A 22,178-nucleotide genomic window follows, 5' to 3' on the forward strand; every position below is an offset into this window, starting at 1 on the left:
CGCCGGCACGCCCGCCGGTCCCCCGCCCGCCGGCCCGCCGGCGGGGCGCGCCGGCGTCGGCCGCGCCTCCGTCGTCAGCGCGTCCCGGCCGAAGACGGCCCCCGGTACGCCGCCGCCCGGAGGGAAAAAGAAGAAGAAGCAGATCTCCGTGCGCCGCCGCCGCGTCTACGCGGCGCTCATCATGGTGTGCCTGATGCTGCTCGGCGCGGTCACCGTCGCCGGTTCCTGGTTCTTCCAGAACGTGCCCGCCCCCAAGGACCTCCGGTTCGGCGAGTCCACCACGATCACCTACGCCAACGGCACGGTCGTCGCCGGCTACGGCGAGTACACCCGCAAGCTCGTCGACAGCTACGACGAACTGCCGGACCAGATCATCTGGTCGCTGCTGGCGCTGGAGGACAAGGACTTCTTCGAGCACGACGGCGTCGACTACAAGGGCACCATGCGCGCCCTGGTCAACAACCTCTCCGGCGGCGACACCCAGGGCGCGTCCACGATCAGCCAGCAGTACGCGGGCATGGTCATGGAAATCCGCGACGACATGTCGTACGGCCGCAAGGCCCGCGAGGCCGTCATGGCGATGAAGCTGGAGCAGCAGTACTCCAAGAAGGACATCCTCCTCCACTACCTGAACCTCAACTTCTACGGCCGCGGCACCTACGGCATCGCCGCCGCCTCCGAGATCTGGTTCGGCGTCCCGGTCGCCGAGCTCACCTGGGGCCAGGGCGTCCTGCTCGCCATGCAGGTCAAGGCCGGCGACGGCTCGTTCGACCCGCGCCTGGTCGAAGAGGGCGACACCGCGCCGCAGGACCGGTGGACCTACGGCATGGAGCAGCTCCTCACCATGACCGACGACTTGAGCGAGGAGCAGCTCGCCCAGGTCCAGGCCGAGCTCGACGCCGGGATGCCCGCGACCCTCGAGGCCCTGGAGAACCCCGGTTCGTGGGGCCACGACGAGGCCACCGGCTTCATCACCAACCCGATCGACGGCTACATCTGGGACGAGCTGGAGAGCCGCTACGGCCTCACCCAGGACCAGTTCTACGGCAAAGAGGCGAACACCGGCGGGTACACCGTGCAGCTCACCCTCGACCCGACCCTCCAGAACGTCGCGTACGAGACCGCCAGCCGCGGCGACCTCAAACGCAAGACGAACGAGAACGGCGACTTCGTCGACGCCGAAGGCGCGGTGGTCACCGACCGGGCGGCGGCCGACGAGTACGAGAACGACGACGGCTTCTTCGAGTTCGAGAACACGAACGACAAGGCCGCGCTCGCCGACCAGAACCTGTCGATGGCCAACGCGGTCGTGGCCGTCGAGCCCGGCACCGGCCGGGTGCTCGCCTACTACGGCGGCGAGAACGGCCTCGGCATCGACAAGGCCGGCATCGAGAACCCGCACCCGCCCTCGTCGACCTTCAAGATGATCACCGCCGCCACCGCGATCGAGAACGGCGCCTCCATCGAGTCCTGGTGGAACTCGGACTCGCCGCGCGAATTCGAGACCATGGAGGGCATCGGCGACGGCACCATCTCGAACGCCGGCCGCACCGAGGACATCGACAAGACCCTGACCGACGCCGTCCGCGACTCGCGCAACACGCCGATGTACGCGATCGCCGAGAAGTGGGGCGCCACCGCGATCCTCGTGAACGCCATCGAGATGGGGCTGCGGACCCTGAACCAGAACGAGGACGGCGTCTCGGTCACCTACAAGTTCTACATCGAGGAGGACGAGACCATCACCTACTCGCGGCACGGCGTCCGCGAGAACGAGGACGGCTCGTTCGTCACCGACGCGAACGGCAACGTCGACCCGCTCGCCCCGCTCGACGAGGTGAACGAGGACGGCACGCCGGTGCGGACCCCGCTCGACCTGGAGTCCCCGAACTCGCCGTTCTACTACCACATCTCGTTCGGCCAGTACCCGACCTCGGTCCTGGACATGGCGACCGTGTACGCGACGATCGCGAACGACGGCACCTACAACGAGACCCACTTCGTCGAGAAGGTCCTCGACCGCAACGGCAACGAAGTCCAGCCGATCCGCGCGCTCGAGGAGACCCCCGCGCTGGACGCGAGCATCGCCCGCAACCTCCAGTGGGTCGGCTCGACCATCGACGGCGAGGCCGGCGCGATCGACCGCGCCTACACCGGTAAGACCGGTACGTGGGAGGCCACCGCCGAAGGCTACGAGGACGCCAACGCGCACACCTGGTACGTCGGCGCGATCCCGCAGCTCAGCATCGCCGCGTGGGTCGGCAACGCCACGGCCGAGTCGGCCCCGCTGCTGAACCCCGACGGGGGCACCGACAACGTCTTCGGTGGCACGCTGAGCTACCCGGTGTGGAAGCAGTTCATGGAAGGCGCCATCGAGGCCAAGGAGTACCCCCGGGAGGAGTGGCAGACCGCCGATCCCGTGGGCAGCCCGATCATCGACGACATCCTGAACGAGAACGGCATGGTCGACGCCGGCAGCGCGTTCTGCGCCGCCAACCCGACCGACAGCCACTGCGCCCCGCCCCAGGGCGGCGGCAACGGCGGCGGCGGTGAGCAGTGCACGCCGATCATGGAGGCGCTCGGCTGGTGCACCCCGAACGGGGGCGGCAACGGCGGCGGAGGCAACGGCGGCGGTGGTGGCGGCGGAAACGACGACTAGCCGCACGTGAAACGGGCCCGGCGGGAGACCGCCGGGCCCGTTCGCGTTGCGCCTCAGACGAAGGCGCGGCCCTCGCCGCGGTAGGTCGGGACCTCGTCGACGAGCTCGCCGCGCTGGACCAGGTGGATCGAGTTGACGCGCTCGGCCAGCTCGCCGGCCTTGGCGTGGCGCATCCAGATCCGGTCGCCGATGGCGAGGGCGTCGGCCGCGCGGCCGCGCAGCGGCGTCTGGACCTCCCCGGCGCCCTCGGTCCTGGAGTAGCGGAGCCCTTCGGGGAACGCCGGCTTCGGGAGCCGGTCGGGGCCGGGCACGCCCGAGGCGATCCAGCCGCCGCCGAGCGCGGTCACGATGCCGCGCTTGGGGCGCCGCACCACCGGCAGCGCGAAGAACGCGGCCGGGAGCGGCCGGATCGACCGGTAGCCGTCGAACAGCGCGGGCGAGTAGAGCCCGGACCCGGCCGCGATCTCGGTGACCGACGGGTCTGCGGCGGTCGAGACGACCGAGCCGGTGCCGCCGCCGTTGACGAACTCGAGGTCGGTGACGCGCCGGACGGCCGCCACGGCTTCGGCGCGGCGCTCGGCGAGCTCGGTCCGCGAGACGGCCTGCATCAGCCGCACCAGCGGATAGCGCAGGGCCGCAGCGCTGTAGGCGTCCTGGACGCCCGCGATCTGGCCCTCGTAGCCCATGACCCCGACCAGACTGACCCCCGGGCGCTTGTCGATCTCGTGCGCCATGTCCAGGGCCTGGTCCGGGGTGTGCACCGGGGACCGGTAGGCGCCGATGTGGACGCGGCCGCCGAGGAGTTCGAGGGAGACGTCGAGTTCGAGGCACAGCCGCAGCGGACGCGACGGGTTCGGTTCGACGTGGCGCGACAGGAAGTCGAGGTGCTCGACCGAATCCACCATGAGGGTGATGCGGCGGGCGAGCTCGTCGTCGGCGGCCAGCGCGCGGAGCGCGTCGGTGTCGGCGGTCGGATAGGCGACCACGATGTCGTCGAACTCCTCCGCCAGCCACAGCGCTTCAGGGAGCGTGAACCCGAGGATCCCCTTGAAGCCGGGCTGGGCGAGGGCGCGGCGCATGAGGGCGCGGCACCGCAGGGACTTGCTGGCGAGGCGCAGCGGTTTGCCGATGGCGTTGCGGCGCAAAATGGCCGCGTTGGTGTCGAAGGCGTCCAGGTCGACGGCCGCGAACGGCGGCTGGAGGCTTGCGGTGGCGCCGTCGAGGACGCCGAACCGCTGGTCGGCGGCCGCGCCGGCCGCGGGCGCACGCGTTACTCCCTGGATACCCATCCGACTTCCCTTCAGCAGGTCAACTGGGGTTAGATGAAAGCTACCGTGAAGTACACCACGTATTCAACAGAGCCGTTGGAAGGACCGTCCCCATGAGCACCCCCGTCGTGAACCCGCGCTGGCAGAACTGGTCGGGCACCGAGGCCGCCGAGCCGGTGCGGACCGTGCGGCCGGCGAGCGCCGAGGAGCTGTCGGCGGCGGTGACCGCGGCGGCGTCGGACGGGTTGCGGGTCAAGGCGGTCGGGTCGGGGCATTCGTTCAGCGGGATCGCGGTCCCCGACGGGGTGCGGGTGGACATGAGCGGCCTCGACCAGGTCGTGTCAGCGGACTCGAAGTCGGGGCTGGTGACCGTCGAGGCCGGGATGACGCTGAAGGAGCTGAACCGGGTGCTGGACGGGCACGGGCTGGCGCTGGAGAACATGGGCGACATCGACGCGCAGACGATCTCGGGGGCGATCTCGACCGGGACGCACGGCACGGGCGACCGGTACCGGGGCTTCGCGTGGCAGGTCAAGGGCTTGAAGCTGGTGCTCGCGAACGGTGAAGCGGTGCAGTGCACGGAGTTCGAGCGGCCGGAGCTGTTCGCGGCGGCGCGCCTGGGTCTGGGCGCGCTGGGGGTCATCGCGGAGGTGACGCTCCAGTGCGTGCCGGCGTTCCGGCTGCACGCGGTGGAGCGGCCCGAGCGGCTCGACGCGGTCCTGGAGGGGCTCGACGAGCTGGTGGCCGAGAACGACCACTTCGAGTTCTACTGGTTCCCGCACACGGACCGGACGCTGACGAAGCGGAACAACCGGCACGCGATGTCGGAGCCGGCGAGGGCGCCGGGCCGCCTGTCGTACTGGTGGAACGAGACGTTCACGGAGAACGCGCTGTTCTCGGCGAGCAACCGGGTCGGGGTGCGGTTCCCGGGCATGGTGCCGGGCCTGAACCGGCTGGCCGGTCGGGTGTGGAGCGCCCGCGAGTACACGGACCGCTCGCACCGGGTGTTCGCGTCGCCGCGGTCGGTGGTGTTCCGGGAGATGGAGTACGCGCTGCCGCGGGAAGCGCTGCCGGAGGTGCTGCGGGAGCTCCACGCGATGGTGGAGCGGGAGGGGCACACGGTGTCGTTCCCGGTGGAGGTGCGGTTCGCGGCGGCGGACGACATCTGGCTGTCGACGGCGCAGGGCCGGCGGACGGCGTACGTGGCGGTGCACCAGTTCCACCGGCACGACCACGTGCCGTACTTCCGGGACTGCGAGGCGGTGTTCGACGCGGCGGAGGGGCGCCCGCACTGGGGGAAGATGCATTCGCTGGGCGCGGAGCAGCTCTGGCGGCGGTACAAGCACTTCGACGACTTCCGGCGAGTGCGGGACGAGGTGGACCCGGACCGCCGGTTCGCGAACGCGTACCTGGACCGGGTGCTGGGCGACTAGCCCGCCCAGTCGAACGGCAGGACCTCGAACGCGTCGAAGCCGGCGGTGAGCGGCTTGATCGCGCGGAGGTCCCGCTGGTCGAGGGTGAAGATCCGGTTGGTCTCGTAGCGGTCGGCGAGGGCCACGCCGACCGTGTCGGCGAGGTCGAGTTTGAGTCCCCGGTAGTGGAGCCGGAGCCTGTTCGCCGTCGCGAAGTCCTCGAACCGGATGGAGGCGAGCTGGTAGCGGCCGCGCTCGAATCGCGCGAGGAGCGCTTCGGCTACCGCGACTGCGAAGTCGAATCCGCCTTCGCGGTTCGCGAGGTGGTCGAGTTCGGTCATGACGAGCGGGGAGACGAGAAGGGACTCGGTCTCCATGATCCTTTCGGCCGCTTGGTGATGCGGCTGGTTCTCGTCGAACGCGGCGAGCACCGCGGAGGTGTCGGCGACGATGATCATCGTTTCTGCGCGCGCCGCTTCATGCTCTGGTAGATCGCCTCATCCATCTCCTCGACCGTGAGGGCGCGCTCGCTGCGGTACTTCGGCAGCGGAGGCAGCGGCGGTTCGGTCTCGTCTGCCCGGAGCAGGCCCTCGTCGATGAACCGGCGCATGAGCTCGGCCTTCGACGACCCGAGTTTGCGCGCGACCGCTTCGAGGCGCATGTCTGCGGCCTCGTCGAGGTAGATGGTGCTCTTCTTGCGGCTCATGCCACCGATGGTACCACCCGTGCCGCTGCATGCACCCCGCGCGTTGCCTACGACCTGGAGTCCCGCGTGGAGCCCAATTACGGTCCCCCATGAGCATTCGCTACTGCGGGGGGCTCGCGTGGGCGGGCGGGCTGATCACGGGCGGGCTGCTCCTGCGGTGGGGCTACCTCGCCTGGCGGGTTCACCACGAGCGGTGGAAGCGCGACCTGCCCGACGCGGGCTGACGGCGCCGCCGCGGGTTCGGCGAAGTTCCCGCTGCCGGCTTGTCGGTGGAGTGGGCTACGTTGTGGCCGTGGCTGAGGTGGTCTTCCGAAAACTCGATGAACTGACCGACGACGAGGTCTATGCGGCGTACGCGCCGCCGGAGCCGGACTGGCTGCGGGTGAACTTCGTGGCCAGCGCCGACGGCGCGGCGACCCTGGAGGGCCTGTCGGGTCCGCTCTCGGGCGCGGAGGACAAGCGGGTCTTCAAGGTGCTGCGCGCCAGGTGCGATGTGCTGCTGGCGGGGTCGGGCACGGTCCGGGCCGAGGGGTACGGGCCGCTGGTGCTCTCCGCGGAGCGGATGGCGTGGCGGCGGTCCCAGGGGCTGCCGGAGGTGCCGGTGATGGCGATCGCGACCCGGACGGCGAGTCTCGACCCGGCGTCGGGGATCTTCACGGAGGCGCCGCGGCGGCCGATCCTGATCTGCCCTGCGGACCTGCCGGATTCTCGGGTGGAGCCGTTCCGGGAGGTCGCCGACGTCGTCGCCGTGGGCACCGGCGCGGTGGACTACGCTGCGGCCGTGGCGGCGCTGCGCGAGCGGGGTCTGCGGCAGATCCTGTGCGAGGGCGGGCCGCACGTGTTCGGCGACTTGATCGCGGCGGGCCTGGCGGACGAGCTGGATGTGACGATCTCGCCGAAGCTCGTCGGCGCGGGCCCGATGCGGATCGCCGAGGGTGCTCCGGCGGAGGAGGCGACGCCGCTTCGGCTGCGACACGTCCTCGAAGCCGGAGGCAACCTCATCCTGCGCTACGTGCGAGGATCGAGCGATGAGTGATTCGGTGGGCCGCGTGCTCGGCACGGAGGACGCGACGCCCCTGTCGTTCTGGGTCGGCGTCGGCCCGGAGTCGTACGCGCAGCTCGACGACGTGCTCACCACCGAGCGGCAGGTCCCCGGGGTCGGGACCGTGCGGATCTCGGGCGTGGTCACGGCGGTGCGCAGCCGCCACGAGGGCGCCCAGTTCGACTCGGACGTGTTCGACATCGCGGGGGGCCTGCTCCCGGCGCAGGTGCAGGAGGCCGCCGAGGTCACGGTGACGCGGGTCGAGCCGGAGGTGTTCGTGCCGCCGCGCCCCGGCGCCGAGGTCCAGCGGGCCGCCGGTGAGGACCGCGACCGGGCCCTGTACTTCGACGGCATGACCCGTCAAGTGCCGCTGGGGTTCTCGCGCGACGGGCAGCCGGTGTTCCTGAACCCGGACTTCCTCGACGGCACCCGCGGCGCCCACGTGTCGATCTCGGGCATCTCGGGTGTCGCCACGAAGACGTCGTTCGCGACCTGGATGCTGTACTCGCTGCTGCACTCGGGGGCGCTGGGCGCGGAGGCCGCGAACACGAAGGCGCTCATCTTCAACGTCAAGGGCGAGGACCTGCTGCTCCTCGACCACGACAACACGAAGATCGACGAGACCGTGCGCGACTCGTACCGGCGCCTGGGCATGGAGCCGGGCGCGTTCAAGTCCGTGGAGGTGCTCGCCCCGCCGCGCGAGGGCGACGCGAACGGCATCCCGGACGTGGCGTGCCGGTCCACCGGGGTCGACGCGTTCTACTGGACGCTCGCGGAGTTCTGCCAGCTCAGCCTGCTGCCGTTCGTGTTCGCCGACGGCGACGACGACCGCCAGCAGTACACGATGGTCGTCCACCAGGTCGCGGCCCGGCTGCGCAAGGAGGCTCGGCCCAAGGACAACGGCGCGATCAGCGTCGACGGTCGGTTGCTGACGAGCTACCGGGACCTCGTGGACTTGATCTGCGAGCGCCTCGCCGACGACGAGACCCGCGCCGAGTGGGCCGGGTCGGCGATCGGCCTGGGCACGGTGAACGCGTTCATCCGGCGGCTCATCGCCTCCGGGCGCGACATCGGCCGCCTCATCCGCGGCGACCTGCCGCCGAAGGGCGCGGTGCTCTCCTCGGAGGCGCAGGTGACGGTGGTCGACCTGCACAACCTGCCCGACCGGGCGCAGCGGTTCGTCGTCGGCGTGGTGCTGCGCAGCGAGTTCGAGCGCAAGGAGAAGGCGGGCACCGCCCGGCCGCTTCAGTTCGTCGTGCTCGACGAGCTGAACAAGTACGCGCCGCGCGAGGGCACCAGCCCGATCAAGGACATCCTGCTCGACATCGCCGAGCGCGGCCGCTCCCTCGGGGTGATCCTCATCGGCGCCCAGCAGACGGCGTCCGAAGTGGAGCGGCGGATCGCGTCGAACTCGGCGATCCGGGTGGTCGGCCGCCTCGACGCGGCCGAGGCCACCCGGCCCGAGTACGGGTTCCTCACCCAGGCGCAGCGGATGCGGGTGCTCATGGCCAAGCCGGGGACCATGTTCGTGGCCCAGCCCGAGCTGCCGGTCCCGCTGGTGGTGAACTTCCCGTTCCCCGCCTGGGCCACCCGGCCGGCCGAGGCCGGGTCCGCCCCGGCCGCCACGGCGCGGTCGGTGACGGCGAGGGTCGACCCGTTCGACCTCGCCGGCGACGACGAAGACGACATTCCCTTCTGAGCCAGAGGGCTCGCACGCACCGCCAAGAGGAGCTCGAGTTGCGGATTCTCCACACATCCGACTGGCACGTCGGCGTCACGCTGAAGGGACGCCCGCGCCTCGACGAGCAGCGCGCGGTCTTCAAGCAGATCGTCGACGTCGCCGAGGCCGAGGCCGTGGACCTCGTGATCGTCGCCGGGGACCTGTTCGACACCGCTTCGCCTTCGAGCGAGGCGCAGAAGCTCCTCACCGCGGCGCTCTCGGCGCTGCGCCGCACCGGCGCCGAAGTGGTCGTCATCGCCGGGAACCACGACAACGGCAGGGCCCTCGACGCCCTGCGCGAGTGGGCCCACGCCGCCGGGATCCACCTGCGCGGCAGCCTCGGCAAGGCCGCCGACCACCTCATCACCGGCACCACCGGCGACGGCGAGCGGTGGAAGTGCGCGGCCCTGCCGTTCATCGCCCAGCGGCACGCGGTGCGCGCGGCCGAGCTGTTCGAGCTCGGCGCCGCAGGCGCGGAGGCGAACTACGCCGACCACCTGCGCCGCCTCGTCGCCGCGCTCACGCAGGACTTCGGCGCGGACACGGTCAACCTGTTCACCGGCCACCTGACCGTCGTCGGCGGCAAGGTCGGCGGCGGCGAGCGCGAGGTCCACACCGTCGCCGACTACGCGGTCCCGGCGGCGATCTTCCCGCCCACGACTTCCTATGTGGCCCTAGGGCACCTGCACCGGGCCCAGGCGGTGACCGGGCCGTGCCCGATCCGGTACTCGGGCGCGCCGATCGCGGTCGACTTCGGCGAGGAGGACCACACGCCGAGCGTCGCCCTCGTCGAGGTCAGCCCCGGCATCCCCGCGAAGGTGCGGACGGTGCCGCTCACCGCGGCCGTCCCGCTCCAGACCGTCCGCGGCAGCCTCGAGCAGCTCGGCAAGGCGAAGCCGGACGAGCGGGCCTGGCTGCGGGTCTTCGTGACCGAGCCGGCGCGGGCGGGACTGCGCGCCGAGGTCGCCGACCTGTTCCCGGGCGCCGTCCAGATCCACATCGACCCGGTGATGCGCGCCGACGCGACCGCCCCGCGGGAGCGGCGCTCCGGGCGCAGCCCCGGGGAGCTGTTCGGCACCTACCTCGCCGAGAACGGCCACGACGACCCCGCCGTCGCCAAGCTCTTCTCGCAGCTCTACGAAGACACCCAGACCGTCGCCGAGGAGGCCTGATGCGTCCGATCCGGCTGGACCTCAACGGGTTCGCGTCCTATACGGGGGCCGAGACCTTCGACTTCACGGACGTCGACTTCTTCGCGCTCACCGGGCCCACGGGGGCCGGGAAGTCGACGGTGCTCGACGCGATGTGCTTCGCCCTCTACGGGCGGACGCCGCGCTGGCGCGTGAACACCACGCAGAACGCCATCGCGCCGTCCGCTGTGGAGGGCCGGGTGCGGCTGGTGTTCGCCGCGGCCGGCAGCCACTACGTCGCCACCCGGATCCTGCGCCGGGACCGGAACGGCAAGGTCAAGACCACCACCGCCGCGCTCGAGCAGCTCCCGGACGGGGTCGACCCGGCCGACGACGAGGCCCTGGTCGAGGGTCTGGGGCGGGCGCTCGCGGGCAGCCCCAGCGAGGTGAGCGCCGCCGCCGAGCGCGTGATCGGCCTGCCGTTCGAGCAGTTCACCAAGTGCGTGCTGCTCCCCCAGGGCGAGTTCGCGGAGTTCCTCCACGCCTCCCCCGCCGACCGGCGCAAGATCCTCGAGAACCTGCTGGGCCACAGCGTGTACCGGCGGGTCCAGCAGCTCGCGGGCGCGAAGCGGGACGCGGCGACCACCGCGATGAGGACGCTCGAAGCCCAGCTCGCGCGGATCCCGGCCGTCACGGACGCCGAACTCGCGGCCGCCGCCGAGCGGGTCGAGCAGCTCGAGAAGCTCACCGAGCCGGTGCGCGACAAGGCGAACGCCCTCGACGGGCTCGCCGCCGCCGTGGACGCGGCCCGCCGCCGCCTGGCCGAGGCCGAGTCGAACCTGGCCTCGCTCACCTACATCAAGCGGCCCGAGGGCGTCGCCGACATCGCCGCGCAGGTCGCCGACGCGGCCGCCGCGGTCGCGGCGAAGGCCGCCGAGGTCGAGGCGACCGAGGCCGAGGACGAGCGGCTCCGCTCCGAACTCGACGGCCTCGACCTGGGGCTCATCGAACGCCAGCTCAAGGCGTGGGCCGAGCTCGCCGAGACGCAGTCGAAGCTGAAGACGGGCCGGGAGCTGACCGAGGAGCTCCGCGACCAGTTCGCCGAGGCGAAGGAGCTGGAGGAGGCCGCCGGCGAGGAGATCGAGATCCAGCACGCGGCCCTCCACAAGGTCCGGATGGCCGAGCTCGCCGGGACGCTCCGGGCCGGGCTCGCGGTCGGCGACGAGTGCCCGGTCTGCGACCGCCCCGTCGAGACCGTTCCGGACCACGACCTCTCGGAGTCCATGCAGCATGCCGAGGAGGCGTCCCGCACGGCCACCGCGGAGTACCGCGACGCGCAGGCCGCCGTCGTCGCCCTCCAGACCAAGCTCGAGAACTACGAGGAGCGGCTCACCGAGCTCGAGCTCGCCGAGCGGCGCCTGAAGAAGAAGCTCGAGGGCGTCGCCGAGCCGGCCGCGCTCCAGGCCAGGCGGGCGTCCTCCGAGGAGGCGCGCCAGCAGCTCGCGGGCACCGGCGCCGCGCTCAAGGCCGCCCGGCGGGCGATGCGCGAGGCCGAGAAGCGCAAGCAGACCGCCGACGAGCGGCAGCAGCGGGCATGGAAGGAGTTCCAGCACGCCCGCGACCAGGTGGCCGTCCTGGCCCCGCCCGCGGCAGGCGACGACCTGGCCGCGAGCTGGGACGCCCTCGTCGACTGGGCCAAGTCGTCACTGGAGCGGGCCGACCGCGAACGGGAGGCCGCCCGAACCGAGCTGGGCGGGCTCGACGGCCGCGCCGCCACGCTCCGCGGCGAGCTGCGACTGGCCTTGGGCGAGTTCGACATCGAAGTGCCGCGCACCGGTACCGGCGGCGACTACGTCGGCCGGCACGCCGCCGCCGTCGAGTCGGCGCGGGCCGCGTCGGCGCGGCTCGCCGAGGCGCGGCGCCAGCGGATCGACCTGGAGTCCGATGTGCGCAAGTACGCGAGCGAGGCCGAGGTCGCGAAGGCCCTCGCCGGGCACCTGGAGGCGCGCCGGTTCATGGAGTGGCTCCTGTCGGAGGCGCTCGACGAGCTGGTGGCCGGGGCGACGGTGATGCTCAACCGGATCACGGGCGGGCAGTACGACCTGATCTACCGGGACCAGGACTTCTGGGTGGTCGACCACCACGACGCGGACATGGCCCGGCCGGCGCGGAGCCTGTCGGGCGGCGAGACGTTCGCGGCGTCGCTGTCGCTGGCGCTCGCGCTCTCGGACCAGCTCGCGAGCCTGGCGCGGCACGGGGCGAGCCTGGAGTCGATCATCCTCGACGAGGGCTTCGGGACGCTGGACCCGGAGACGCTCGACGCGGTCGCGACGACGCTCGAGGCCCTGACGCTCTCGGCGGGGCGGACCGTGGGCCTGGTGACGCACGTGGCCGAACTGGCCGAGCGGGTCCCGGTGCGGTTCCACATCACGAAGGACGCGAAGGGCTCGCACGTCGAGAAGACGTGGTCCTGACCGACCGGCCCTCGGGCGGAGCCGCGCTGCCGCGGCCGGTGGGGATCCGGGTCTTTCGGCCCGTGCGGTCTCGACCGCCGCGCTGCCGCGGCCGGTGAGGACCAGGGTCCCGCGGCCGTGCCGTATCGACCGCCACTCGGGCGGAGCCGTGTTGCCGCGAACGGCGAGGGCCGGGGCGCCGCGCTCCGCCGTCTTGCGGGCTGCCGGGCGTCGGTGATGCCGCGCGACGACCCGGTTTCGCCGCCCGTTTCGCGCCTTTCGCGTCTTCCTTGGGGTGCCCCGGCGAATGCGACGGGGATGCCTGTGAGAACGATCGCATTAATGCGTCCCGATTCGGCCCTGAGCTGGCACTCCCCCGACTCCCACACAGGAGTAAGTTCACCCTGTTGGCTTCGTTAAGGCGCAACGGACGTCATCCGCTCGCGCAATACTGACGCGCGCCTATCGGTGAATTGTCCCGTTATGTCGCATACCACATGAGCGTGGTTCATCTGCGGTTAATCTTGAATGTTCAAGTACCTCTGAGGACATGAGTACTTTGCACATTCGCGGCGATCGCCGCACGCTGATCACCGGGGCCGGCACCGTCGGCCTCGGCGCCGCCTCCGTCCTCGCCCTCGGCGCCACCGGCGCCCAAGCCGCGCCCGCGACCGCGGAGACGGCCGCCCTGAGCCTCCACGACGGCCACACCGGCGAGGAGGTCTGGGAAGCCCTCCTGGACGGCAACGAGCGCTGGGCCTGCGGCCGGGCCACCCACCCCCACACCAGCGTCCGGTGGCGCAAGACCCTCGTCGCGGGCCAGCAGCCCCGCGCCGCGGTCTTCGGCTGCGTCGACTCCCGCGTCTCCCCCGAACTCGTCTTCGACACCGGCGTCGGCGACATCATGGTCACCCGCACCGCCGGCAACGTCCTCAACCCCCTGGTCGCCGAGTCCGTCTCGTACGGCCCGGCCGCCCTCGCGTCCCCCCTGCTGGTCGTCCTCGGCCACCAGAAGTGCGGAGCGGTCACCGCCGCCCACGAAGCGCTCTCCGCGGCCGAGGAAGGCCACGAGGCCGAAGAGCACGAGTACGCGCTCCCCGAGACCGTGGAAGCGCTCCGACCCGCCTACGAGGCGAGCAAGGGCGCGCCCGGGGACCCGATCGCGGCGATGACCGAGGCGAACGTCCGCCTCGCGATGGCCGCCCTCGCCGAGCACCCGAACCTCGCCACCCTCGTCGCCGACGGCGAGCTGACGATCGTCGGCGCCGTCTACTCCCTCGAGACCGGTCTCGTCACCGAGATCGAGGCATGACAGTGGCGGCCTGACAGTCGAGGCGTGATGATCCGGGCCGGGGCGCGAGGGGGCGCCCCGGCCCGGGCCTCCATCGGCCGCCTGCGCATCGACGCGGCGAAGTAGGCTGGGCCGCAATCGACCTGAAAGCAGGTGCGTCTTGCAGATCACCGTCGACGCCTGGGACCCGTCCTTCGCGGACAACCCCGAGTCGCCCTCGCGCTCCGACCGGGCCGTGGTCCGGGCCGACGTCGAGCTCGAACCCGCCGACTGGCGGCCCGTGGACGCGCCCGCGAGCGGCCCGCGCCGCATCGTCGTCGTCGACGGGGTCCGCCGCATCGACGCCCGCGTCGAACTCCTCGACGACGGCGAGCGCTGGCCCGGCCTGTGCGTCTCGTGGGCCGCCGGCGCGGTCGCCTGCGACCTCGACGGGCAGGTCTCGGCCGTCGCGGAGGCCGACGTGGCTCGCGGCCTGTTCGCGGCCGTCGACCCCGGCGCCGACTTCGGTCGCTACCCGTACCGCAAGGTCGAGTCCGCCGACCCCGGCGAGCTCATCGCCGCCGCCCAGGCGGCCATGGCCGAGCTCGAGGCGAAGGTGGCGGCCATGGTCGCGCTCGACGCGGAGCTGTCGGTCCTCGACGGGCCCCTGCGCGGCCGCACGCGCCTGCCGAACTCGGTCGGGTACGTCAAGAGCCACCACCGGTCCTATCTCCAAGGCGAGCTGAACGCGGTCGTCGAGCGGCTGCGGCCCGGCCAGCGCACCCCGGTGTTCCACCTGATGTCGGGCTGGCCGCGCTACACGTGGTACCTGCGGCTGCCGGGGACCAGCTCGCGCGGCTGGGCCGGCGTCGCACGCCTCGAAGCGGCCGACGACCTCACCGAGGAGGCGGCGATCGCCCTGGCCGACGCGACCGCCGCGTCCCTCCCGCCGCTCGGCTCCGCGGCCCACAAGGACGCCCGCGCGCCCCAGAACCTCACCCCGATCGCCGGCCTCGAGCGGCGCCTGAAGCGCATGCTCGGCGACCCGCGGCTGCTGCTGCGCTCGGTCCGCGCGGCCTCGATGGAGACCGGCGGCTGACGCGCCCGGCCGCGGGGGAAGCCCCCGGCCCCGGTCGTTGTTCGGACTGCCATGGAACTCGATGCACCCGTCCACGGGACCGCGACCCTCACGCGCGACCTCGCCGCCCCGCCCGACCGGGTGTGGGCGGCGTTCGCCGACCTCGGCCTGCGCGACCGCTGGTTCCGCATCCCCGGCAAGGAGAGCCGCCATGAACTCGACTTCCGCGTCGGCGGCGGCGAGACCGCGACCGGGGTCTTCGCACCGTCGGGCGAACCGGAGCTCGTCGAGTGGCGTTCGCGGATCTTCGACCTCGAGGAGCACCGCCGGATCGTCTTCGCCTACGAGCTGAGCGTCGACGGACTGCGCCGCAACGTCTCCCTGGTGACCGTCGCGCTGGCACCCGAAGCCGGCGGCACCCGCCTGGACTACACGGAGCAGTACGTCCTCACGGCGCTCGCCGGCGAGCCCGGACAGGACGAGGCACACCTGCGCGGGTCGCTCCAGTTCCTGCTCAACCGGCTCGAAGGGGCGCTGGGGGAACGACAGGAGGCCCCAGCGCGATTGCGCTAGGACCTCCCAGGGTCAGCGAACTCCGGGTCCGCTCGGTGTCGAGACTATGCGTCGATCAGTACCAGCCGTTGGACTCGCTGTGCGACCATGCGCTGCACGGGCTGCCGTAGCGGCCGTCGATGTAGTCCAGCCCCCAGGCGATCTGGGTGGCCGGGTTGGTCTCCCAGTCGTCGCCGTGCGAGGCCATCTTGTCGCCGGGGAGCGACTGCGGGATGCCGTACGCGCCCGAACCGGAGTTGTAGGCGGTCTCGTCCCAGCCGGACTCGCGGTTCCACAGGTCGACGAGGCAGCCGAACTCGCCCATGTCCCACCCGGCGTCGAGCGTCATGGTGCAGCCGATGGCCTGGTTGCCGGAGTAGTCCGAGCACTCGGCCGAGATGTCGACGCTCGGGCCGGACGAGCCGCCGGAGGACTCCTCCTCCGCTTCCGCGGGCGGCGGTTCCTCTTCCTCTTCGACCGGGACCTCGGCCGGGTCGGACTGCGCGGTCGCAGGAGCGGCCTCCGCCTTCTCGGGCAGGATGCTCTCCATCGTCGCCACGTCGTCCCACTGGCGGTCGGCGCTGCCGGCGTCGGCGACGATCTCCGCGGCGAGCTGCTCCTCGGCCGTGGGGTCGTCGGTCGCGATGATCGCGGCGCTGGCGGTGCCCGCCGAGCCGACTGCGAACAGTGCGGCTGCCGAGGCCACGAACACGCGGTTGCGCACCACGTGCCGGAGGCCGCCGGGGCGGCGCTCGTCGGAGCGGTGCTTGGCTCGGGTCGTCTTCTCACGGGTAAACATCGGGGGTAACCCTAAGAGCCCGTAAACCCGGAGCCGTACCGCTCAGTAACGGCGACAATACGGCACATTGCCGCCTGTACCGGAACGGTTCGCCTGCCCGTCTCGCCCGATAGCGACCGTATCGAGCGAGCTGCCCCTTACGCCGGAAAGCGCGTGCCGCCCGTTCCTCCGAACGGCCCATTGACGCTGCCCGAGTCGCTCGACCTTCTTCCACTTAGGTCCATCGAGAGCAATGTCACACCGGGCAGCGTACCGGCCCCGCCGTGATACAGGCGGGGCCGGTGGTGCAGGTGTGCCGCTCGTTCGGCGGCTACTTCGGCGACTCGGACGGGGTCGCGGTGCCGGGATCGGCGGACGCGGTCGGCTCGTCCGACGGCGTCGCCGCACCCGTAGGAGTCGCCGTGCCCTCGGTCGGCGTCGCGTCCGCGGACGGGCTCTCGGACTCGGCGGGCGTCGGGGTCTCTTCCGCGAGCGCCTCGGCCGGCGTCTCGCACAGCGGGTAGAGGTAGCCGAACTCCTCCTCGGCGCCTTCGGGCACCGGCGCGTCGAACTCCTCGGCGGCCTCGTGGTCGGTGCTGAAGGGGCAGTTGAACGGGTCGCCGATGAACAGCGGTTCGCCGTCCTGGTCGAACAGGTAGAAGTCCTCGATCGGCTCGCCGTTCTCGTCGTACGCGCGGACGTCGCTGACGTACGAGCCGTCGGAGGCGCCGTCGTAGCTCGACGTCGGCACGTACCGGTTGGGCAGCGCTCCGGTGTACACCCACGAGAACTGGTAGGCGGCGATCACGACGATGCCCGCGCCGATCCAGGCGGTCCACCGCCGGCGGCGCCGCCCCCAGTCGCGCGAGGCCGCGCCGATCCGCAGCGAGACCCAGACGCCGAGCAGGACCGTGGCGACCCCGAAGATCATGCCGGGGAGCGAGCCGAAGACCCAGTAGTCGGTGTAGCCGTACTGGGCCGAGGAGATCCAGTACAGGAGGATGAGCGCGGCGACCGCGCCGCGCACGGCCCACCAGCCGGGGCGCAGCCGCTCGCCGAGTTCGGCGGCGTCGGCGTGGCCGCTGGAGGCGGCGAAGCCGTCCGCGGCGGCCTTGGCGCGGGCCAGCACGGGTGCGGCGGTCTCGCGGAGGCGGCGGCGCACCCGGTCGGCTGCCGGGACCTTCGCGGTCTCGGCGGTCTCGCGCAGCTCGCGGGCGTACGCCTCGGGGCCGCCGAGCAGGTCGCTGAGCGAGGTGCCCGGCGCCAGGTCGGCCGCCACTTCGGCGAGGTGGGAGTCGAGGTCGGACATGAGGTCGTCGCGGATCGGGTCGGGGAGGTCGCTCAGGTGGCGGTCCACGGCGGCCAGGTAGGCCGCGATCTCCGTGCTGCGGTCGGGTGTGGTGGTCATGGTGGTGTCCTTCTTGGAGCCGCGGATGTCAGGGTTCGGTGGTCTCGGTCGGTCGCCGGTGCGCCGTTGCGGGGAGCCGCCGCCCGGGCGGGACCGTGTCGGCGAGTACGGGGGCGCCGGTCATGGTCGGCCCTTCCCGGGCGTGTCGAACAGGACCCGCATCTTGGCGCTGACGTCCTCCCAGGCGTCGTGCGCTTGGCGGAGGTACTTCCGTCCGGGCTCGGTCAGCGAGTAGTACTTGCGGTGCGGCCCCGACTCGCTGGGCTGGACGTAGGTGGAGAGGTAGCCGGCCCGGTACAGGCGCCGGAGCGTGCCGTAGACCGAGGCGTCGCCGAGGTCGTCGAACCCGGCCTTGCGGAGTCGGTGCAGGATCTCGTACCCGTAGCCGTCATCGGTGTCGAGCACGCGCAGCACGATGATGTCGAGCAGTCCCTTGAGCAGTTGCGATCGGTCCACACATACGACAGTACCATGCATTGCACAGTAGTGCGCTACGCGGAAGCCGAAGAAGAAAATCCGGCCCCGCGCCGGAGCGCGGGACCGGATCGACTAGGACCGCTTACAAGGTCGTTCAGGCCGACTCACATGGTCGCGCGGGCGGCGCGCAGGCGCGCCAGGCTCACGTCCTTGCCGAGCAGCTCCATGGACTCGTACAGCGGCGGCGAGACCGTCTTGCCGCTGATCGCGACCCGGACCGGCCCGAACGCCTTGCGCGGCTTGAGGCCCATGCCGTCGACGAGCGCGGCCTTCAGCGCCGCCTCGATGGCCTCGGTGGTCCACTCGATGTCCTCGACGGCGGCGATCGAGGCGTCGAGGACCTGCGCGGCGTCGTCCTTGAACGTCTTCTTCGCGCTGTCCTCGTCGATCGCGACCTCGGTGCCGCAGAACAGGAACCGCAGCATCTCCACGGCCTGCGAGAGGGTGGTGCACCGCTCCTGGACCAGCGGCACGGCCACCTCGAGGATGTGCACCTCGGCCGCGGTCGGGGCGTCGCCGATCAGGCCGGCCGCGCGCAGGCGCGGCAGCAGCAGGCGGGTCAGCTCCGCAGGCGAGGTCATGCGGAAGTGGTCGGCGCAGATCGCGTCGAACTTCTTCTCGTCGAACCGGGCCGGATTCGACTTCACGTCGTGCAGGTCGAACGCCGACAGGAACTCCGCCACCGTGAACGTGTCCCGGTCGCCCGAGATCGACCAGCCGAGCGTCGCCACGTAGTTCAGGACGCCCTCCGGCAGGTACCCGGCCTCCTTGTACTGCAGCAGGTTCGAGCGCGGGTCGCGTTTGGACATCTTCTTGCCGCGCTCGTCCACGATCAGCGGCAGGTGCGCGTACTCCGGGATCGAGTCGGCCAGGCCGAGCTCGACCAGCGCCCGCCACATGACGATCTGGCGCGGCGTCGACGGCAGCAGGTCCTCGCCGCGGGTGACCATGTTGACCTTCATGAGCGCGTCGTCGACCGGGTTGGTCAGCGTGTACAGCGGCGAGCCGTCGCCGCGAGCGATCACGTAGTCCGGCACGGTGCCGGCGGGCGTGCGGACCTCGCCGCGCACCGCGTCCTGGAACGCGATGTCCTCGTCCGGCATCCGCATGCGCACCACCGGCTTGCGGCCCTCGGCGCGGAAGGCGGCCTTCTGCTCCTCGGTGAGGTCGCGGTCGAAGTTGTCGTAGCCGAGCTTCGGGTCGCGCCCGGCGGCGCGGTGGCGGGCCTCGACCTCCTCATTGGTCGAGAACGCCTCGTACGCGTACCCGCCGTCGAGGAGCCGCTTGACCACGTCGGCGTACACGTCGAGCCGCTGCGACTGCCGGTACGGCGCGTACGGGCCGCCGATGTCGGGCCCCTCGTCCCAGGTCATGCCCAGCCACGAGAGCGCCTCGAGGAGCTGCTGGTACGACTCCTCGCTGTCGCGCGCTGCGTCGGTGTCCTCGATGCGGAACACGAACTCGCCGCCCTTGGCGCGGGCGTAGCCCCACGAGAACAGGCAGGTGCGCACCAGGCCGACGTGCGGGGCGCCGGTCGGGCTGGGGCAGAAGCGGGTTCGGACGTTACTCACTGGCGATCACCTTGTTGGTCAGCGTGCCGATGCCGGCGACGGATACGGAGACGGCCTCGCCGGCCTGGAGCGGCCCCACGCCCGCGGGCGTGCCGGTGAGCACCACGTCGCCGGGGATCAGGGTCATGATCTGCGAGACGTACGCGACGAGCGCGGCCGGGTCGAACACCATGTCCTTCGTCGAGCCGAGCTGGCGGACCTCGCCGTTCACCTCGCAGCGGACCTCCGAGTCGGCCATGTCGGCGTCGGTCTCGATCCACGGGCCCAGCGGGCAGAACGAGTCGAAGCCCTTCGCGCGCGTGAACTGCACGTCCTGGCGCTGGAGGTCGCGGGCGGTCACGTCGTTCGCGCACGTGTAGCCGTAGATCGCGCCCTTGGCGGCCTCGCGGTCGAGGTTCCGCGCGCCGTGCAGGCCGATGACGACGGCGAGCTCGGCCTCGTGCTCGACCTGGTCGGACATGACCGGGAGGCGGATCGCCTCGCTCGGGCCGATCACCGAGGTCGAGGGCTTGAGGAAGATCAGGGGCTCTTTGGGGACCTCGTTGCCGAGCTCGGCGGCGTGGTCGGCGTAGTTGCGCCCGACACAGACCACTTTGGACGGCAGGATGGGGGCGAGCAGCCGGACGTCGTCGAGCGCCCAGCGCTGGCCGGTGAGTTTGATCTGCGCGAAGGGGTGCCCGTCGATCTCCGCGGCGGTGGCCCCGGGCCCCTCGCCTTCGAGGACTGCGAACGACATGCCGGTGGGGTGAGCGATCCGCGCGATCCGCACAGTCGGCCCCTCTCTAAGACTGGATCGGAAGCTTGCGGCCTCAGCTTAGTTCGCGCGGCCGGGCGCAGTGCGTCGCTCTCGCGCTCCAGAACGGTCGGTCACCTACCGCAGGAGCAGGAACAGTCCCGCGAGGATGACGGTGCCGACGAGCGCGCCCACGACGATGCCCATGCCCATGCGGCGGACCCGGCCGAACATGCCCACGAAGAACCCGAGGACGAACGTGAGCGGGGTCGCGACCAGCAGCGACAGGGCGGTCGCGCCCAGGCGCACCCGCAGGGTCTCGCCGAAGCCGCCGACGAGCACGAAGCCCAGGACGAAGGCGAGGATCACCAGGATCACGAGGCCGAGGAAGAACCCGGCCCCGAAGCGGCGGCGTCCGTACACGGCCGAGTCCGCGGCCTGGGCGGCCGCGCGGGCGCGATCGGTCTTGTAGGAAGTCACACCTCAACTCTAGTACGGCGCGGCAACGGACGCGGTCACCGCGTGCATCGTTCGCGCCGCCGCCGATCGGCGGGGCCGTCGCGTGTGGAGGCCGCCCGGGCGCGGGACCTGTGGGGCCGCTGTCCCCTGACGCGCCGTCACGAATACCCGGCGCGGCGCCGTACGCGTGCGAAACTGCCGGAATGCGTCGTCTGATCACACTCTCCGCTTTGTTCGCGGTCCTCCTGTTCGTCCAGTTGCCCGTCTCGGCGGTCGACTCGAGCCTGCCCCTGGCGACCGCGTCCTTCAACGACCAGGTCTTCAAGGTGGCCTACGACGGCGACATCGTCTACTCCGGCGGCCGCTTCACCCGCGCCAAGCGCACCGACGGCACCTTCGCGAACCGCAGCCACCTCGCCGCCGTCGATTCGCGCACGGGCGCGCTGCTCCCGTTCGCGCCGGCCGTCAACGGCCCCGTCCACGAGGTCAAGACCGGCGGCGGCTACCTGTACGTCGCCGGGCCGTTCACCGAGATCGACGGGGTCGCCATCTCGCGGGTGGCCCGGTTCAGCCTCAGCACCGGCGAGCTCGACGAGGAATGGCGGCCCCGGCCGAGCGCCACGGTCTACTCGATCGAGCCGGTCGGCTCGACCGTCTACCTCGGAGGGACGTTCCTGCGGGTCGGCGGCCACCCGCAGCCGCGGGTCGCCGCCGTCAGCGCCGACACCGGCGCGCCGGTGACCTCGTTCGCGCCCGTCGTCGAAGGGGGCGGCGTCCGCGACCTCCAGTTCGGTCACGGCCGCCTCTACGTCGCCGGCGGGTTCGCGACCATCGGCGGTGAGGAGCAGTTCGGGAAGCTCGGCGCCGTCGACCCGGCCTCCGGCGCGGTCGTCACCGGCTTCGTGTCCAAGGTGTTCGTCCTCACCCGCGAGGTCGTCGTGGCCGGCGACCGCGTGTACGCGGCGCTCGACGGCCGCGGCGGCGAGATCCGCGCCTTCACCACCAGCGGCTCGACCCTCTGGTACCAGGCCGTGGACGGCGGCATGCAGACCGTCGAGGTCTGGGGCGACTCCGTCATCGGCGGCGGCCACTTCGACAAGGCGTGCACGACGAACCACGCCGGGCCGCTCGGCGAGTGCGTCGACGGCGTCCGGGCCGCCCGCGGCAAGCTCCTCGCGGTGGACCTGAACGGCAAGCTGCTGCCGTGGAACCCGGGCGCGAACGGCGTCGTCGGCGCCTGGGACGCCACGGCCCACCCGTCGAACGCGAACCTCAGCGTCGGCGGCTCGTTCACGACCTTCGGCGGCGGCACGATGGAGCAGAAGCGCCTCGCGGTCTTCGACTGATCCCGGGTACGGGAAAGGGGTCCGATCGGCTGATCGGACCCCTTTCCCGTACCTCCCGCACGATCGGCGCGGGCCGGCTGAAGCGGCCGGTCTCGTGGACCGGCCGCGTGTCGCGT

Annotated in this window: 20 protein-coding genes; 11 read left to right on the top strand and 9 right to left on the bottom strand. The window is 71.8% G+C overall.

Going from position 1 to position 22,178, the window contains the following annotated elements; translation table 11 throughout:
• A partial coding sequence (locus tag GFD30_RS16565) for a transglycosylase domain-containing protein (protein ID WP_227996487.1) occupies positions 1-2,659 on the top strand: 2,659 nt, incomplete at its 5' end.
• A gap of 53 nt (positions 2,660-2,712) precedes the next feature.
• Here the strand turns inward: GFD30_RS16565 and GFD30_RS16570 are convergent.
• Positions 2,713-3,948, bottom strand: a complete 1,236-nt coding sequence (locus GFD30_RS16570) for an amino acid deaminase/aldolase (protein ID WP_153026316.1) — start codon at positions 3,946-3,948, stop codon at positions 2,713-2,715.
• A gap of 92 nt (positions 3,949-4,040) precedes the next feature.
• On the opposite strand from GFD30_RS16570, the gene GFD30_RS16575 reads away from it, so the two are divergent.
• Positions 4,041-5,360 (top strand): D-arabinono-1,4-lactone oxidase, encoded by a 1,320-nt coding sequence (locus tag GFD30_RS16575; RefSeq protein WP_153026317.1) that lies wholly within the window; start codon positions 4,041-4,043, stop codon positions 5,358-5,360.
• On the opposite strand, the gene GFD30_RS16580 is transcribed toward GFD30_RS16575, so the two are convergent.
• Both GFD30_RS16580 and GFD30_RS16585 read right to left on the bottom strand, forming a co-directional pair.
• Positions 5,357-5,797, bottom strand: coding sequence for a PIN domain-containing protein (locus tag GFD30_RS16580; protein ID WP_153026318.1), 441 nt, complete (start codon positions 5,795-5,797; stop codon positions 5,357-5,359). The two genes, GFD30_RS16575 and GFD30_RS16580, sit on opposite strands and share 4 nt — an antisense overlap.
• Positions 5,794-6,045 (bottom strand): ribbon-helix-helix protein, CopG family, encoded by a 252-nt coding sequence (locus tag GFD30_RS16585; RefSeq protein WP_153026319.1) that lies wholly within the window; start codon positions 6,043-6,045, stop codon positions 5,794-5,796. The genes GFD30_RS16580 and GFD30_RS16585 overlap by 4 nt, the downstream gene beginning before the upstream one ends.
• 89 nt (positions 6,046-6,134) lie before the next feature.
• On the opposite strand from GFD30_RS16585, the gene GFD30_RS27570 reads away from it, so the two are divergent.
• From GFD30_RS27570 to GFD30_RS16620, 8 genes are all read left to right on the top strand, one after another.
• A complete protein-coding gene (locus GFD30_RS27570) occupies positions 6,135-6,269 on the top strand; it encodes a hypothetical protein (protein ID WP_265575438.1) in 135 nt (44 codons plus the stop codon).
• A gap of 68 nt (positions 6,270-6,337) precedes the next feature.
• Positions 6,338-7,081: a pyrimidine reductase family protein gene (locus GFD30_RS16590; protein WP_322633327.1), complete on the top strand. Its 744-nt coding sequence runs from the start codon at positions 6,338-6,340 to the stop codon at positions 7,079-7,081.
• A complete protein-coding gene (locus tag GFD30_RS16595) occupies positions 7,074-8,786 on the top strand; it encodes an ATP-binding protein (protein WP_153026321.1) in 1,713 nt (570 codons plus the stop codon). The genes GFD30_RS16590 and GFD30_RS16595 overlap by 8 nt, the downstream gene beginning before the upstream one ends.
• 38 nt (positions 8,787-8,824) lie before the next feature.
• Positions 8,825-9,979 (top strand): exonuclease SbcCD subunit D, encoded by a 1,155-nt coding sequence (locus GFD30_RS16600; RefSeq protein WP_153026322.1) that lies wholly within the window; start codon positions 8,825-8,827, stop codon positions 9,977-9,979.
• On the top strand, positions 9,979-12,411 hold the full coding sequence (locus tag GFD30_RS16605) for an AAA family ATPase (RefSeq protein ID WP_153026323.1): 2,433 nt from the start codon (positions 9,979-9,981) through the stop codon (positions 12,409-12,411). The genes GFD30_RS16600 and GFD30_RS16605 overlap by 1 nt, the downstream gene beginning before the upstream one ends.
• 529 nt (positions 12,412-12,940) lie before the next feature.
• Positions 12,941-13,702 (top strand): carbonic anhydrase, encoded by a 762-nt coding sequence (locus GFD30_RS16610; protein ID WP_153026324.1) that lies wholly within the window; start codon positions 12,941-12,943, stop codon positions 13,700-13,702.
• Positions 13,703-13,841: 139 nt separating this feature from the next.
• Entirely contained in the window at positions 13,842-14,759 is a 918-nt protein-coding gene (locus GFD30_RS16615; protein ID WP_153026325.1) for a hypothetical protein, read from the top strand.
• Positions 14,760-14,810: 51 nt separating this feature from the next.
• Positions 14,811-15,311 carry an SRPBCC domain-containing protein gene (locus GFD30_RS16620; RefSeq protein WP_153026326.1) on the top strand — a complete coding sequence of 167 codons (501 nt, stop codon included), beginning with the start codon at positions 14,811-14,813 and terminating at the stop codon, positions 15,309-15,311.
• A 55-nt stretch (positions 15,312-15,366) separates the two neighbouring features.
• On the opposite strand, the gene GFD30_RS27055 is transcribed toward GFD30_RS16620, so the two are convergent.
• From GFD30_RS27055 to GFD30_RS16650, 6 genes are all read right to left on the bottom strand, one after another.
• Positions 15,367-16,089 carry an aggregation-promoting factor C-terminal-like domain-containing protein gene (locus GFD30_RS27055; RefSeq protein WP_227996489.1) on the bottom strand — a complete coding sequence of 241 codons (723 nt, stop codon included), beginning with the start codon at positions 16,087-16,089 and terminating at the stop codon, positions 15,367-15,369.
• A gap of 310 nt (positions 16,090-16,399) precedes the next feature.
• Positions 16,400-17,476, bottom strand: a complete 1,077-nt coding sequence (locus GFD30_RS16630) for an HAAS signaling domain-containing protein (protein WP_153026327.1) — start codon at positions 17,474-17,476, stop codon at positions 16,400-16,402.
• Positions 17,477-17,596: 120 nt separating this feature from the next.
• Complete coding sequence (locus tag GFD30_RS16635; RefSeq protein ID WP_322633328.1) at positions 17,597-17,932, bottom strand: PadR family transcriptional regulator; 336 nt, start codon at positions 17,930-17,932, stop codon at positions 17,597-17,599.
• 125 nt (positions 17,933-18,057) lie between these two features.
• Complete coding sequence (gene gltX / locus GFD30_RS16640) at positions 18,058-19,524, bottom strand: glutamate--tRNA ligase (protein ID WP_322633329.1); 1,467 nt, start codon at positions 19,522-19,524, stop codon at positions 18,058-18,060.
• Positions 19,517-20,293, bottom strand: coding sequence for a fumarylacetoacetate hydrolase family protein (locus tag GFD30_RS16645; protein ID WP_322633330.1), 777 nt, complete (start codon positions 20,291-20,293; stop codon positions 19,517-19,519). The genes gltX and GFD30_RS16645 overlap by 8 nt, the downstream gene beginning before the upstream one ends.
• Before the next feature lie 102 nt (positions 20,294-20,395).
• Positions 20,396-20,737, bottom strand: a complete 342-nt coding sequence (locus GFD30_RS16650) for a hypothetical protein (RefSeq protein WP_153026330.1) — start codon at positions 20,735-20,737, stop codon at positions 20,396-20,398.
• A gap of 182 nt (positions 20,738-20,919) precedes the next feature.
• Here GFD30_RS16650 and GFD30_RS16655 point away from each other — a divergent pair, with 182 nt between their 5' ends.
• Positions 20,920-22,062 carry a PQQ-binding-like beta-propeller repeat protein gene (locus GFD30_RS16655; protein WP_153026331.1) on the top strand — a complete coding sequence of 381 codons (1,143 nt, stop codon included), beginning with the start codon at positions 20,920-20,922 and terminating at the stop codon, positions 22,060-22,062.
• Positions 22,063-22,178: the final 116 nt, after the last annotated feature.

It is taken from the genome of Glycomyces albidus (assembly GCF_009451885.1).
GTDB lineage: Bacteria > Actinomycetota > Actinomycetes > Mycobacteriales > Micromonosporaceae > Glycomyces > Glycomyces albidus.

What these genes read in the sequence shown, in the direction of transcription:
- GFD30_RS16570 (WP_153026316.1), bottom strand. Translation starts at nt 3,948, where the DNA reads ATGGGTATCCAGGGAGTAACGCGTGCGCCCGCGGCCGGCGCGGCCGCC.
- GFD30_RS16575 (WP_153026317.1), top strand. Translation starts at nt 4,041, where the DNA reads ATGAGCACCCCCGTCGTGAACCCGCGCTGGCAGAACTGGTCGGGCACC.
- GFD30_RS16580 (WP_153026318.1), bottom strand. Translation starts at nt 5,797, where the DNA reads ATGATCATCGTCGCCGACACCTCCGCGGTGCTCGCCGCGTTCGACGAG.
- GFD30_RS16585 (WP_153026319.1), bottom strand. Translation starts at nt 6,045, where the DNA reads ATGAGCCGCAAGAAGAGCACCATCTACCTCGACGAGGCCGCAGACATG.
- GFD30_RS27570 (WP_265575438.1), top strand. Translation starts at nt 6,135, where the DNA reads ATGAGCATTCGCTACTGCGGGGGGCTCGCGTGGGCGGGCGGGCTGATC.
- GFD30_RS16595 (WP_153026321.1), top strand. Translation starts at nt 7,074, where the DNA reads ATGAGTGATTCGGTGGGCCGCGTGCTCGGCACGGAGGACGCGACGCCC.
- GFD30_RS16605 (WP_153026323.1), top strand. Translation starts at nt 9,979, where the DNA reads ATGCGTCCGATCCGGCTGGACCTCAACGGGTTCGCGTCCTATACGGGG.
- GFD30_RS16610 (WP_153026324.1), top strand. Translation starts at nt 12,941, where the DNA reads ATGAGTACTTTGCACATTCGCGGCGATCGCCGCACGCTGATCACCGGG.
- GFD30_RS16620 (WP_153026326.1), top strand. Translation starts at nt 14,811, where the DNA reads ATGGAACTCGATGCACCCGTCCACGGGACCGCGACCCTCACGCGCGAC.
- GFD30_RS27055 (WP_227996489.1), bottom strand. Translation starts at nt 16,089, where the DNA reads ATGTTTACCCGTGAGAAGACGACCCGAGCCAAGCACCGCTCCGACGAG.
- GFD30_RS16630 (WP_153026327.1), bottom strand. Translation starts at nt 17,476, where the DNA reads ATGACCACCACACCCGACCGCAGCACGGAGATCGCGGCCTACCTGGCC.
- GFD30_RS16655 (WP_153026331.1), top strand. Translation starts at nt 20,920, where the DNA reads ATGCGTCGTCTGATCACACTCTCCGCTTTGTTCGCGGTCCTCCTGTTC.